Annotated in this window: 11 protein-coding genes; 7 read left to right on the plus strand and 4 right to left on the minus strand. The window is 55.8% G+C overall.

The genetic code is table 11. The features are described from left to right. Positions 1-187: 187 nt before the first annotated feature. A complete protein-coding gene (locus KTE_RS31365; RefSeq protein ID WP_201388506.1) occupies positions 188-718 on the minus strand; it encodes a hypothetical protein in 531 nt (176 codons plus the stop codon). A 272-nt stretch (positions 719-990) separates the two neighbouring features. On the opposite strand from KTE_RS31365, the gene KTE_RS31370 reads away from it, so the two are divergent. Beyond that, positions 991-2,928, plus strand: coding sequence for a PAS domain S-box protein (locus KTE_RS31370; RefSeq protein WP_201388508.1), 1,938 nt, complete (start codon positions 991-993; stop codon positions 2,926-2,928). A 76-nt stretch (positions 2,929-3,004) separates the two neighbouring features. On the opposite strand, the gene KTE_RS31375 is transcribed toward KTE_RS31370, so the two are convergent. From KTE_RS31375 to KTE_RS31385, 3 genes are all read right to left on the minus strand, one after another. Beyond that, the gene (locus tag KTE_RS31375; RefSeq protein WP_201388510.1) at positions 3,005-6,628 is read right to left on the minus strand and encodes an adenylate/guanylate cyclase domain-containing protein; all 3,624 of its coding nucleotides are present in this window, start codon (positions 6,626-6,628) and stop codon (positions 3,005-3,007) included. Between the two features lie 209 nt (positions 6,629-6,837). Next, positions 6,838-7,593, minus strand: a complete 756-nt coding sequence (locus tag KTE_RS31380) for a carbon-nitrogen hydrolase family protein (protein ID WP_201388512.1) — start codon at positions 7,591-7,593, stop codon at positions 6,838-6,840. A 593-nt stretch (positions 7,594-8,186) separates the two neighbouring features. Beyond that, entirely contained in the window at positions 8,187-8,975 is a 789-nt protein-coding gene (locus tag KTE_RS31385; RefSeq protein ID WP_201388514.1) for a Nif3-like dinuclear metal center hexameric protein, read from the minus strand. A 199-nt stretch (positions 8,976-9,174) separates the two neighbouring features. Between KTE_RS31385 and KTE_RS31390 the strand changes: the two genes are divergently transcribed. The 6 genes from KTE_RS31390 to KTE_RS31415 all read left to right on the plus strand — a co-directional run bounded on the left by KTE_RS31390 (position 9,175) and on the right by KTE_RS31415 (position 13,216). Continuing rightward, entirely contained in the window at positions 9,175-9,576 is a 402-nt protein-coding gene (locus KTE_RS31390; protein ID WP_201388516.1) for a GntR family transcriptional regulator, read from the plus strand. Positions 9,577-9,646: 70 nt separating this feature from the next. After that, a complete protein-coding gene (locus tag KTE_RS31395; protein ID WP_236600750.1) occupies positions 9,647-10,603 on the plus strand; it encodes an ABC transporter ATP-binding protein in 957 nt (318 codons plus the stop codon). Beyond that, the gene (locus KTE_RS31400; protein WP_201388520.1) at positions 10,593-11,363 is read left to right on the plus strand and encodes an ABC transporter permease; all 771 of its coding nucleotides are present in this window, start codon (positions 10,593-10,595) and stop codon (positions 11,361-11,363) included. Before KTE_RS31395 ends, KTE_RS31400 begins: the two co-directional genes overlap by 11 nt. Positions 11,364-11,455: 92 nt before the next feature. Then, entirely contained in the window at positions 11,456-12,451 is a 996-nt protein-coding gene (locus tag KTE_RS31405) for a S9 family peptidase (RefSeq protein WP_201388522.1), read from the plus strand. Positions 12,452-12,597: 146 nt separating this feature from the next. Beyond that, positions 12,598-12,921, plus strand: a complete 324-nt coding sequence (locus tag KTE_RS31410) for a heavy metal-binding domain-containing protein (RefSeq protein ID WP_201388524.1) — start codon at positions 12,598-12,600, stop codon at positions 12,919-12,921. Between the two features lie 37 nt (positions 12,922-12,958). Continuing rightward, positions 12,959-13,216 (plus strand): hypothetical protein, encoded by a 258-nt coding sequence (locus KTE_RS31415; protein ID WP_236600751.1) that lies wholly within the window; start codon positions 12,959-12,961, stop codon positions 13,214-13,216. Positions 13,217-13,668 lie beyond the last annotated feature (452 nt).

Below are 13,668 nucleotides of genomic sequence, written 5' to 3' on the forward strand. Positions count from 1 at the left end.
ATTTTTTATCCTGGATATTCCATGTCTTAAATATACCATGATTAGATACAATTTGTCCAGGAAAAAAGAGCTTTCCGGCAAAGTTTTGCCGGAAAGCTCTTTTTTTCCTGCGTCTCAATTTACCTGTAGGACCCATGCAAGCATGGACTCACTTGCGACGCTGTTTCGCCAGGGCTATCTACCCAAATTACTGATTCTGGGTATCCGTGTCGCTAGTCGCATTCTGCTGCTGATCAGTATTCGTCGCGTTCTGCTGCTGATCGGTATTCGTCGCGTTCTGCTGCTGATCGGTATTCGTCGCGTTCTGCTGCTGATCGGTGCTAGTCGCGCCTTGCTGCTGGTCAGCGTTGGTCGCACCCTGCTGCTGGTCAGCATTGGTCGCGCCCTGCTGTTGGTCACTAGTGGTCGCGCCCTGCTGTTGGTCACTAGTGGTCGCACCCTGCTGCTGATCAGTGCTGGTCGCGCCTTGCTGCTGGTCAGCATTGGTCGCACCCTGCTGCTGATCAGTGCTGGTCGCGCCTTGCTGCTGATCGGCGTTTTGCGGGTCAGTGCTGATTCCATACTGTTGCGGATCAACGGTGTTCCCATCGCCAGTAGCAAATCCACCTCCCATTTTGACGGCATAACGATTCTCATGCGCAGAGGCATGAGAAATATGGGAAAAGGCTAGAACGCCTGCGAACATGCAAAGGGCCACAAATAGGATGACTCTCTTCATATCAGTTTCCTCTCTATAAAATGATCAAATCAACCATCTACCTATAGGATAATAAAAAGTGCAAATCACCTGAGATGCATGTGTCACTTTTCTATTTTACCTTTATCACGCGCTTCGAGATACGCATTGCCTATCCACTAAAATAGAAGAGAGAGGATATTCCATACACAATATGATCTTATTCCGGAACCCAACGTCACTGGCGTGACTAGCGCTTCGCGCTCAGGGTTTTCGGATATGAAGTATGTGGCTTAAGAAAGAGAAGCTTTGCAATGTCTGATACAGAGGATTTTAACCAGCAGTTCTCTGCCTCATCTCCGCCCAGGCAGATTCCATGCGCCCATCTTCATGTACTTCTAGATATTTCTTCGGATGCCCTGCTGTTACTCGACGAGGCAGGGAAGATTGTTATGGCGAATAAACATACAGAGGAGCTTTTTGGATATGCAGAGAAAGAGCTGTATGGAGCATCATTTGAGTTTCTCTTTCCATCCCACCTTCACGAGGCCTCACTTTATGAGCGAGAGCAGTACTTCGCCATTCCACAAAATTATCCCAAAGCAGAGGGTCTGGAGTTGTATGGACAAAAGAAGGATGGTACTGAGTTTCCGGTAGAAATCGACCTGCATCAGCTTATGCTTGATGATAAGCTCCATGCCCTGGGCGTCATTCATGATATGACCGACCACAAGGCCGAGGAACGGGAACATGCGACGCAGGCCTTACACCTGAGCCTCTTGATCAATCTCGTCAATCTAGCTGCCGATGCCATTCTTATACGCGATCCAGTCAGCCGTATCCTCTTCTGGAATCGCGGAGCAGAGCGGCTCTATGGCTGGAGTGAACAGGAAGCCCTGGGCCGAGTCACGCATAGCCTGCTGGAAACACACTTTCCCCAGAGCCAGGCCGCGACCGACGAGGCCCTTGAGCAAAAGGGAGCGTGGGAAGGTGAATTGACGCATACCAGCCGTGATGGGCGCACGGTCGTGGTGGAGAGCCGCCAGGCGCTTATACGTGATGATCAGGGCAAGCCCCAGGCCATCCTGGAGGTCAACCGTGACATTACCGAGCACCAGCGCCAGGAACAGCACCCCCAGGTAGGAACACCCGGCAGTCATTCTTTCTTCCTCCGCATTCTTGACAGCTTATCCTGCGGCGTCTTCCTGCTGGCGGGGGCAGATGCACGCCTCCTTTTTGCGAATCGTTCCGCCCATCAGGTATGGGGTACTCAGTGGCCATTTCTCCAACCATTGCTTGAGTTCCTTCGCACACACGATATCACCATCCTGAATGCCCAGGGACAACCATTTGCCCCAGATGAGATGGCCACTTTTCGGGCATTCAAGAAGGGGGAGTATGTACGTGGTCTACAATCGATAGTGAGCCGCCACGACGGAAAACGGCTTCCCATCCTGATCTACGCGGAACCATTCGAGCTTCCCGCCAACATGGGGTTACCAGCCTCTGAGCGTGCCGTACTACTCATGTATCAAGACATTACCGCTATCAAGGAGGCCGAATATCTCAAAGATGAGTTTGTGGAAATCGTCGCTCACGAACTACAAAAACCCCTGAGCACCCTTGCCAGCTATGCGGATCTCTTACAAAGAGACGCCAAAGCAGAGAACTTACCTACCTTCACACCACACCAACAAAAGGCCATAGCTGCTATAACAGAGACAACAAACGGCCTCTCATCACTGACCGAAGACCTACTCGATGTTACACGTCTACAAGCCGGGCGACTCGTTCTCAATGTCCAGTCAGTCAACATTGTGCCACTCATCCAACAGGTGACTGCACGCCTCCAGGCTACAACCAGCAGGCACCAGATCGAATTTCAGGCCAGCAGCGAAACTATGCTTGCGCACGTCGACCCCTCACGCCTGGAGCAGATCATGCGCAACATCATCGATAACGCTATCAAATACAGCCCCGAGGGAGGCCCCATCCTGGTCGCATTCAAAGAGGAACCTGAGCGGCAACGCATCCTCGGCAAAGTGCAGGATCAAGGCATTGGCATCCCCAAACAGCAGCACGGACGTGTCTTTGGACGCTTTATGCGCGCCGATAACGCCCGCGCCCGCCAGATCCCAGGGATCGGCCTGGGACTCTACCTCTGCCACGAACTCATCGAACTAATGGGCGGCTCCATCTGCTTCGACTCCGAGGAGGGCCAGGGTTCCACCTTCTACATCACCTTCCCCTGATAGAGTAGTTAATAGGATCGTTAATGTTATATGGGTTGGCAGCCTCAGGCTGCCAACCCATATAACATTAACGATCCTATTTTATAACCTCTTCGAGGCGGCGCAGGGATTGGCGGTCGCCCAGGCGCTCTAGCACGGGGCGGGCAAGGGCTAAGGGCTTGGGATCATGGCTGCGCTCAGCCAGGATGATGCGCATGCGCGCCGCGTGGTGGACTAACTTGTGGGCCTCGGCCTCATCAATCGCATGCACCAGGCGGGACAGGTCATTCGAGGTGAGAGCGAGAGCGATTTCGCGGAGGCGGCGATCTCCATCGCCAATATCCCTGACATGCCCCAGCATCTCCTCCGAGAGCGAGAATCCATGCTCGTTCACGAAGAGCAGCAGGGCCACACTGAGCATATCGCCCACGTGATCGAGCCTCTCCTCGGATAGTTTGCGCACATCATCCTCCACGATGGCATCGATTACGCTCAGAAAGGCTGATCCAAGCGATAGAATGTCTTTGCGTAATTTTTGGGTTAGCGCATCGATTAGAGATTGATCCTCGCGGGCGAGCGCCATCAACAGCATGGCATGATAGCCGCGCGCGAGTTGCGCCGATGCGGAGGGATCATAGAGCACCAGCTCGTGGATCTCGTCCAGCCTGGGCAGCAGTTTCTCCATCTCCTCCCAGCGGCCAGAGAGATAGGCCGCCAGCAGACCATAGCTCACGACTTTGCCCAGGCGTGCGACAGGCTGGCCCGGCTTCAGATTCGCGAATGTCTCATGCACGCTGGTAATGCAGCAGGCATAGTCGCCCATGAGGAAGAGACAGCGGATGACAGAGCCGACCGCGTCCGCCCATTCGGTGATTGGGAGATCTGGAATGGTGAGCCGGCGCTCCATCGCAGCCAGAGCCTCCGGCAGAGCATACGAGGAGATTGAGAGCACGCCATAGGCGTCCAGCGCCTCGCTGAATGCCTCCCAGTAGTGACGCCGCTCGAAATAGCTTGCCGCCTGCTCGGCCAGGCTCCTCTTCTGCGCAATCAAGCTCAGCCTGGCGGGGTCATTCCCACCGGGGTTATTCTCGCCATAACATACCTGCGGGCTGAAACATTCTGTCAGGCGAATACGCCAGCGTTCATCCTCGTCATTTGTGCCTTCAAGCAAAGCCAGGGCCTCTCGCTGCAACGTCTCTACCTCCTCTGAGGAAAACCTGGCTACTAACGAGTTACGCGTGCCCTCCATAAGCAACTTGCGCATGAGCCGCGCACCCACCTGTGGCTGACGCGCTGCATGCGCACGCCAACTTGCAAGCGCTTTCTGATAGGCCTCAAACGAGATATCACCATACGAGACATTCTCGCCTAATAGCTCGTACAGGCGTGCATGTTCGGAGGGAGGCGCGAGATCGATGGCCAGTTGCAGGTAACAACTGGCTTCGGAGAAGACGCCGGAGCGCCCCGCGTAGAGGCCCGCACGCTCGAAAGCTTTAGCCGCGCGCTCCGTTTTGAAGGGCAGAGCCAGTGGCACCGCCGACTGGCGCGCCAGTTCCACGGCCTTCCGGTAATGATAGGCGCTTAGTTCAATGTAGTCGTCGCGCCCGCCGGGTTGCTGGGCGCTAAGATCTTCGAGCCAGAGCGCGGTCTTGCCGTGCAGGCGAATGCGTTCAGGACGCGCCAGAGTTCCATAGGCAACATCACGAATAAGCACATGCTGGAAGGTATACCGCTCCTCGTCGAGGGCCATAAGCATATTGCGGCTCTTCAAGCCATCCAGGGCCACGTCCAGCTCCTGCTCATCCATAAGAGCCATGAGCAACTGGCGGCTGAAAGCGCGCTTGGAGACGGAGGCCGCTTGCAGTAAGGAGCGCTCCTGGCGGGACAGCAGGTCGATACGCGCCAGGATGGCCGCGTGCACGGTATCGGGTAAGTCCAGGTTAGCGTCCACCTCGCCGCGTTGCGCACGCTCAGCATACCCACGCAACAGTTCAAGCGTGAAGAAGGGGTTGCCACCTGAGCGCTCGGCAATCTGGCGCCTGATCCTATCCGGAACATCAGCCTGTACCCGCTCTAGCAGTTCTTGCGTCTCCGCCTCTGCCAATGGCTCCAGCGTCAGGACGGTCATCTGCCAGCGATTATCACGCCAGCTTACCCGGCGCTCTAGCAGTTCTGGACGACTGAGAATCACAAACAAGATGGGGGCGGAGGTCCCGAGCTGTACTATATGCTCTACCAGGTCGAAGAGGGCGTCGCTAACCCAGTGCAGATCTTCAAAGACAACGACACGGGGAGCCTGGCGCGCCAGCAGCTCAATAAGCAGGCGCCAGGCAGCAAAGAGACTCTCACGGTCCGTCGCCAGGAAGCGCGAGGGCACAACCTCGCGTAGCGTACTATAGACGCTCTCATTGATCGCATCCCTGAGAGCCTCGCCACTCACCCGCAGTTTCTCCCCAAGCGCTCCCAGGCGCTCGCCATCCTTTGGCCCAGGGGAAGAACTAGTCAAACTAACCAGTTCATCCAGCCCATCTAACTCCAGCAAGGAGTCCAGATTAAAGATTTTTTTAGCGGAAGCATCTTTAGCTTGCTTGCCAGATTTTGTCCCGTTTCTAAGGTCGCCCAGGCGCTTCAAGGCGTTAGACTGCTTGAAGTTGCCTATAAGCCTCTTATTAAAGCTCGCAAATACATCTCTGGCCTCAGCGCCACTCAAATTCAGCCTCAGGCCTTCTGGCATTGAAGGTAAACCTTCTGGCATTGCAGAAGGAACCCAGCTGACTCTCTTCTCGTCATCCTCTTCCATACCCAGGGTGGTCATGATCAAGTCGGCCAGGCGGGCCGCGTCTATGCTTTCATAGCCCCCTTGCTGATAGATGGCCTGTACCTGCTCCGGAGTGGGGGATTGGCCTAGCAACTGGGTCAGCAGGCCGCGCAGGGGCCAGTAGGTCAGCGTCTCGCCATAGGGGAGACACTGCGCAGAAGCGACGCGCAGACCCTCTTCAGGCTTGATCTGCGCGAGAAATTCCTCCAGGAGGCGCGACTTACCCGTGCCCGCCTGGCCAACGATGGAGACCACTCGCGAGCTACGCTCTTGCAGTACACGCTCTTTTAAAATCTCTAGTTGGCGTAGATCCTGGACACGCCCCACGAAGGGGTGGCGCTCGACCAGGCGCGTGGCCCGCTGGCACTTCAGGGGAAAAATCTGCAACGGCTGTGGCTTCCCCTTAGCCTGGAGCAGGCGCGGCTCTTCAAAGAAAAAGGCCTTGCGTGTCGCGTTAGCCGTACGCTCGCTCACAATAATCTCGCCTGGATTGGCACCCTGCTGCAAGCGCGCCGAGATGTTCACGGCATCGCCCGTGACAAGGAAATCCAGGCGGTCGGGATTATTGGTGGCAATTACCTCGCCGGTATTCACCCCGATACGCAGGCGGAAGATGGGGCTGAGAATTTCATCGCTGGCGACGGCCTCGCGTAGCGCCAGGGCAGAGGCCAGGGCGCGTTCAGGATCATCCTCATGCGCCTGGTACAGCCCAAAGATCGCCATCACCGCGTCGCCAATAAACTTCTCTAGCGTGCCGCCACGCGGAGTAATCACACGGCGCGCATGATCATAATAGCGGCTCATCAGGGCACGCACATCCTCGGGATCAAGGGAGTCGGCCAGGGCGGTCGAACCAGTAACATCGGCGAAAAGAATGGTAACCAGTTTGCGCTCTTCGGGCATGAGCATCTCCTTAAACCCCCATTCGGGGACATGCAGGCCTCGTACCTGGAATGATATATATCGATATTGTGGAGTATATTACCACAAAATGCGAAGGATTGGAGCTCCGACCGACGCTGCTAAAGCACGCGTCTACATATGAAGGCGCGCGAGAGGCCCCGTACCTTGATATGTAGACGCGTGCTTTAGCAGCGTCGAGCCACATGCGGCTACTCCACGACGTCGCGTGGGTAGGTTCGCTTCGCCTGGGTGCTCTGCTCCAGGTCGATGTCGACTGTGACAAATGGCTTTTCACGTGATGTCTCGGCCAGCAGCTTGCCATCGGGATCGATCACCAGGCCGCGCCCACTAAACAGGTGTTCATCCACGCGGTTGGATGAGAGCACAAAGGCGCCGGAGGCAATCGCGGCCATCTGTGGCGCAATCACCCAGCGCTCATGCCTGGTCGCGGCGCGTGGCACGACGATGATATTCGCGCCCTGCCGTCCATAGTGCCTGGCCCACTCACTGAACATAACCTCGGTACAGATCAGGAAACCAAGCGCCAGGTCCTGTTGCACATGCGCCACCGTGAAATCACGCGGGCTGCGGTCAAACCAGCGCCGCTCATAGAAATCCTCTTCGTCGGGAAAATAGTATTTATCATGAATGCCCCTGTAGCCCTCAGCAGACGACCAGGAGAAACCGCGATTGAGATGTCGCCCTTCCGCAGTCAGCAGATGCGTCCCCAGGACGGTCGCAGGCGCCAACTCCGGCAGGCGTCTCATCATCACCTCATGCTCCGCCTCGGCCCGCTGCCAGACATCAGCCTTAAACTCAGGTGTGCGCCCAAACCAGGCCGAGAAGGGCAACTCCGGCAACAGCACCAGTTCGCTCTTCTGCTCTTTGACATAGGCTACAAGCGCTTCCCAGGCGGGAGCAAAGGCCCTCCGCTCATCGGGCAACTCACAGACAGTTACTCTCATACAGCTCACTTTCCCTTTTTTGCGGGTATTCTTCATATTTTGCGGCCCCCCCAAAGGTGGCGTGGTGGTGACACCTTCCATTCCATAGGCACCACGTTTACGGCGTGCAATACACATCTGCGAAAGGCACGAAAGGTCGGCTGTCGGTAGGGGCGCGCTAAAGCGGGTCCCATTGGCGTCAAGTGAAGAGTTCCCGATTCTATCGGAAGGCCTTTTGAGCGCCATTTGGCAGGACCACCGCTCATGCAGGTGCGAAAGGTAGGTGCGCCCTTTAGAAGCACTTCCTTTTTCTCTCTGCATGGGCGGGGGCGTTTCTCTTTCCTGAGTGGCTCCCTCTCCCTGCCATGCCCCACGGCCAGCAGGGACGGAAGGTAGTGCTTCTCAAGGGCGCACCTACCTTCCGTCCCTGCATGGCCGGGGGACCAAGCAGGCATCTCTTATCTTGACGCTAATGGGACGCGCTAAATCTGGTCCCTACCGGCCTGGGGAGCCGCCTCGCGTTATGGGCACTTTCCCAAGCTCAGAACTAGTCTGGACGAAATTTTCCGGCAAAGTCATAAACGTAGCGCCTATACACGAGAGGACGCGAGAGGTCAGAGGAGAGAGACCGGGTCGCCCACGGCAATATAGGTGATCGAAAGCTCAGGAACTTTGGGCTGGAGCCATTCGACGAGATAGTGCATGCCCTCTTCCTCGCTCTTGGCGTGTCCGGCGATAAGCAGAGCCTTGTTGAAGCCCAGCGCGTTGGCATCGCGCACATACTCGCACGTCTGCCACTCAACGGTCTCGCCACAAATAATCGCGTCCAGCTGCCAGCGCTCGAAGGCCTTGATCTGGAACTCGCCTCCTATCGCGCCCACAATCAGTCCGATGCGTTCACAGGACTGTTCCGGCTCGCCCACGACGCGCGCAATTGGCAACGCCAGTTTCTCCTTCAGGCTGGCCGCCAGTTTCCCGACCGTCATCCCAGGGATCACCACCACCATCCATTCATCCTCCTGTTTATAGGCCTCCCAGCCCAGGACCTTGACCATGCCGGTAACAATGCCATCAGGCGTATGCATATGCCAGTAATCGTGAAAGCGGAAGATCGCCAGCTTATGCTCCTCAATAAAGGCACGCTTAGCCTGCACCACGGGATCGCCAGCCAGCCAGTCACTATCATAGTGATTGTAGTAGGTAGGTTCATGTGTAATCACCAGGTTCGCGCCCAACTCGACCGCCTGGCGCAACACATCCATCGAGGCCGTAAAGGTCGTTACGATTCCTGTTACCTCCCACGCTGGATCGCCACTCTTCAATACATCGACCGAGCCAGCCTGCGGCGCCCCCGGCACCGCCGCAATAATCAGGTCAAGCACTTCCTGAATCGTTCTCGCCATAAAATATCCTTCCCTTAAACGCGCCAGCTATCGCGGCCTAGCTCATCCTCTAGCTCCAGCTTGCTATACAGTATATACCACTGGCCCCGCTACTTGCTCGCGACTTATGTACACAGCTACCAACCCTGCCATTGTCCTTGACTGTACCAATGTTTCAATGTATCATATCTATGACACAATTTAGCAGAGGAGATGAAGGATGCCAAATTGGCTCGATGTCAATCCTCGCAGCGGTGTGCCGATCTATGTGCAACTGGTGCAACAAATCACGCATGCGCTAGAGATCGGCATCCTGCAGACCGGCGATCAATTGCCCACGGTGCGCCAACTGGCAAGCGAGCTTACTATTGCTCCAAATACCATTGTCAAGGCTTATGATGAGTTGGCAAGGCTAGGGTTGATTGAGAGTCGCCAGGGGGTAGGAACGCTTGTAACCGCGAAATTGAATGGCGCGCTGCGCCAGCACCAGCTTGATGCGCTCTTTAAGCAGCTAAGTGTGCTGGTGCGTGATGCTGCAAATCTCGGAATCAGTGAGCAAGAGTTGTGCGAACAGTTTGAGAGAGAACTCGCCCGCTTCTATCATGGGCAGCAGGACAGGTAAGGGGAGAACACTGATGGAAAACATGCAGGCCCCCCTCCTGGTCAGCAGCAGTTCTTTGGAAAGGAGTAGCATGTCTGTGGGAGCAATGAATCAGCTGGAAACAAAAAGCACGACATCGGCAGCTATTGAACTCCAGAATCTGGAGGTGAAATATGGCAAGCGCCCAGCAGTGAATGGGTTGAGCTTGACCGTGCCAGCAGGGGCGATCTTTGGTTTTCTCGGTCCCAATGGTGCAGGCAAAACGACGACGATCAAAACCATGCTGGGACTACGCAAGCCGGATGGCGGCAGCGTGCGCGTGTTGGGCTATGATGCCGTCACGCAAAGCCTGGAGGTGCGGGGTCGCGTGGGCTATATGAGCGAAGTCAACAGCCTGTACGATTTCCTGACGATCCCGCAGCATTGCGCCTTCTGCCACTCAGTCAGCACGCAGTGGGATCAAGGGATGGTGGACCACTATGTGAGCCTGTTCGGGCTGCCAACGAACAGCAAAGTTGGCACCTTTTCCAAGGGGATGAAATCGCAACTGGCGCTCAGCCTGCTGATGGGCAGCAATCCTGATCTGCTGATTCTGGACGAGCCAACAGCGGGGCTGGACCCGGTAGCACGCCACCAGGTTTTGAACCGACTGGTGGCAGAGATTGCCGCCCAGGGCAAGACAATCTTTTTCTCTTCGCATATTCTCTCCGAGGTAGAAGCGGTAGCCGACTGGGTGGGCATTATCCGCGATGGGAAACTGATTGTGTGCGATGAATTAGACCATTTGAAGCAAACACAGAAGGTCTTGAAGCTGACCTACGTTGAACTCCCACCGGCAGCGGAAGTCACCGCGCTGCGCGACCTGCCAGGCGTGATGAGCCTGGAACAGGAGGGGCGTAGTGTGAGGTTGCTGACACATGGCAATGTAGAGTCCCTCTCGCAGACGATTCAGGCGCGGCCCCACGCGCTGCGCGATGTGGACATCGTTGATCTCGATCTGGAAGATCTCTTCCTGACCTACATGAAAGAGGAACGCAATGGTCGTTAAGGAGTTCATTGAGGCGCGCTGGAAGGCCATCATCGGCGGCGTGGTAGCGGTCCTGGCCGCTGCTGCCCTGGCGAGTACGTACAATTTGATCAAAAATATGCTGGCGGGTCCGTTGACTGGCAAGGCTGCCCAGCAAATTCCGCCGCAATTGCAGGGGCAGGTTCAACAGCTTACCGGCAGCTATGATGGGTATGTCTGGTCGCAGTGGTTCTCGAAGAATGGGCCAGAGATCCTGGCGATTCTGGCGGCTGTGCTGGGAGCAAGCCTGATTGCCAGTGAAGTCAACAAAGGAACGATTTTCTTTCTGTTGAGCAAGCCAGTGAGTCGTGATCGTGTGCTCCTGACGAAATATCTGGTCAGTGTGCTTATTCTGCTAGGGGTGTCGCTGCTGAGCGGCGTCACAATTCTCGTCGCGGCGGCAATTGTGGGCCATCCGCAAAATGTGGGCGGAGTGCTGATCTCGACGGTTCTGCTCTGGCTGGGGATGCTCTTTGTCCTGGGCCTGGCACTGCTTTTCTCGGTGCTGTTTCATGATGTGCTCCGGCCCCTGATTTTTTCACTCTTGTTCACGCTGCTGCTGAGTATTCCGGGTCTCATTCCAAATGCCACGCTCAATGACTGGAGCCTGACTTTCTACTGGTCCAATTTTGCGGCCTATCAGGGGACGATGTTCCCGCTGAAAGCGTTGCTTATCTGCCTCGTTGCGGCTATTGTGCCGGTGGCACTAGCGATTCCCCTGTTTCGCAAGCAAGCATATTAGCAGGGTTTTGCGTCAGTCACTCAGGAAGAGGATCATAGTCCATCTGTGGGCAAACCCCGGAAAGAAAAAGAGATCATGAAAGGATATGCAGAATGACTGATCAGGATTTGTATGGAGAGAGTTCGGAAGTCACCTGGCCGATGGGCGAGACGACCATGTATGGCACCCTGGTCAGGCCATCTGGCCTCGGACCGTTTCCTGCGGTGGTGATGGTGGCCGGCAGTGGCCCAACTGACCGCGATTGGAATTCCCCACTCCTGCCAGGAACCAATGGCAGCGCACGCCTGCTTGCAGAGGAGTTAGCACGGGCAGGGATCGCCTCACTGCGCTACGACAAGCGTGCTTCCGGTCCCCATGTTCGTGAGAACATGCCACTACTGATCGGCAAAGTGAGCATGCAAAGCCATGTCGACGAACTCGCCGGAGCGGTACGCGTCATGGCAGGTCAGGCGTACGTGCGTCACGACCGGATCTTTGCGCTCGCCAACAGCGAAGGAACTCTTCACGCCCTGAACTACCAGCTGCACAACCCCGAGACTCCGTTCGCGGGACTCGTACTCACCGGCCCTCCTGGACAGCCCGTTGGCACGGTTGCGCACGCCCAATTGGCCGCGCAGGCTGCTCGCATCCCAAATGGAGATGCGATGCTGGCGCTCTACGATGCCGCCATCGCCCGCTTCCTGGCAGGAGAGCCCATCGTCCCAGATCCGGCACTACCGGAGGGTGTCCAAATGCTGCTGAAGAGTCTGGAAACCCCAGCCAACCTGCCCTTTGCCCGTGAACTCTGGACGGCAGATGCAACTCCCCTGCTCAGGCAGGTGAATGTTCCGGTGCTGGTCATCATTGGGAAGAAGGACCTCCAGATCGACTGGCAAGCTGATGGTGAGAAGCTTGTGCAGGCTGCTGCGGGATGGAAGGAAGTGACCTTTCTCTTCCCGGAGAACGCCAATCACGTCCTCAAGCAAGAACTGCGGCCTCGGTCGGAGTTGGTACCTGCCGAGATAACGGAGAGCTATAATGGCCCCGATACCCGCCTGGATCCGCAGGCGCTGGCCAGCATTCAAGAGTGGCTGGCTGCTCACGCTTGAGTAGAGGTTGCGGATCGAAGAAGCGAAGCTCAGGCGTAAAAGAACATTCCCAGGTGAATACGCGAGTTCACTTCAAGGTTTTTACACGCTGTTTTTATCTTTGTGTGCAGGACACCTGCACACATCCATAACTGAAGGAGAAAGTCATGCTCATTGTCACGACAGAAGGGATCGCCCAGCATCGGATTGTGGAAACCAAAGGACAGGTCTTTGGCGTGGTGGTGCGCAGCCGGGGCCTGGGGGGAAACATCATGGCGGGCCTGCGCTCCCTTGGAGGCGGCGAGATCAAGGAATACACCGCACTCCTGGAGGATGCGCGCCGGCACGCGATTGACCGCATGGTCCAAAATGCCACCGCTATGGGTGCGAACGCGGTTGTGCGGATGCAGTTTGATTCCGCGGAGATTGGCAGCACGATGAGTGAAATCGTGGCCTATGGCACGGCAGTGGTAATCGAGCCAGAGAGGTAGGGGCAGCATGCTGCGGAGAGGAATCATTGTATATGGTTTGCTCTACTTGGTTGGTGCCGCTGTATTGCTGTTCATTGTCCATGCGACGCTCTGGCTGGTTTTGTATCTCGCAGTGAACGGCTTCATTCTAATCGGCGCCATGCTCCTGGAACGCCAAAGATACCGCACTCGGGTGGATCGAACGCAGGGGTATTGGCAGCCCACTGGCGAGCGTTTCATTGATCCAGCCAGCAAGCGACTTATGGAAGTGTTCTACAATCCCGCAACCGGTGAGCGCGATTACAGAGAAACGTAGTTTGGCTCAAACGGAAGGAGTGCGGGGTGATTGTTCTGGCTGCGATGGCTCCACACCGTCGGGCAGAAGAAAATCCTGAAAAACACTTGTACCGAGACTATGGTATAATTAAAGCATAAAATCTCATATGCTTCTTAGAAATACATAGTAGTATTTTATAATACATAGGTACAAAAATATCATGGATGATTTCAACGAGCCAGAACTCTTGGAAGAGAACGAAGTCCGCATAGAAGATCTTGAAGCGCCCAATGAAGGCTTCCGCGCTCGCTTATTCTACCTTGTGGAAAAACTGTCTGGCGCGACCCATATCAGGAACAGGCCAGCTATAATCCTACTTACCCTGAGTCTGCTGGCCTTCTTTCTCCTGCCCAGTTCAGCCTCCACAAGCTCAGAAGCATCTACGCCACATCTAAATTCTACCGAATTATACACACAAGATACTGTCATAT

This window comes from Ktedonobacter sp. SOSP1-85, assembly GCF_016587415.1.
Taxonomy (GTDB): Bacteria; Chloroflexota; Ktedonobacteria; order Ktedonobacterales; family Ktedonobacteraceae; genus Ktedonobacter.

Coding starts and splice junctions, on each gene's coding strand:
- KTE_RS31400 (WP_201388520.1), top strand. CDS start 10,593: ATGGTCGTTAAGGAGTTCATTGAGGCGCGCTGGAAGGCCATCATCGGC.
- KTE_RS31410 (WP_201388524.1), top strand. CDS start 12,598: ATGCTCATTGTCACGACAGAAGGGATCGCCCAGCATCGGATTGTGGAA.
- KTE_RS31365 (WP_201388506.1), bottom strand. CDS start 718: ATGAAGAGAGTCATCCTATTTGTGGCCCTTTGCATGTTCGCAGGCGTT.
- KTE_RS31390 (WP_201388516.1), top strand. CDS start 9,175: ATGCCAAATTGGCTCGATGTCAATCCTCGCAGCGGTGTGCCGATCTAT.
- KTE_RS31385 (WP_201388514.1), bottom strand. CDS start 8,975: ATGGCGAGAACGATTCAGGAAGTGCTTGACCTGATTATTGCGGCGGTG.
- KTE_RS31375 (WP_201388510.1), bottom strand. CDS start 6,628: ATGCCCGAAGAGCGCAAACTGGTTACCATTCTTTTCGCCGATGTTACT.
- KTE_RS31370 (WP_201388508.1), top strand. CDS start 991: ATGTCTGATACAGAGGATTTTAACCAGCAGTTCTCTGCCTCATCTCCG.
- KTE_RS31405 (WP_201388522.1), top strand. CDS start 11,456: ATGACTGATCAGGATTTGTATGGAGAGAGTTCGGAAGTCACCTGGCCG.
- KTE_RS31380 (WP_201388512.1), bottom strand. CDS start 7,593: ATGAGAGTAACTGTCTGTGAGTTGCCCGATGAGCGGAGGGCCTTTGCT.
- KTE_RS31395 (WP_236600750.1), top strand. CDS start 9,647: ATGTCTGTGGGAGCAATGAATCAGCTGGAAACAAAAAGCACGACATCG.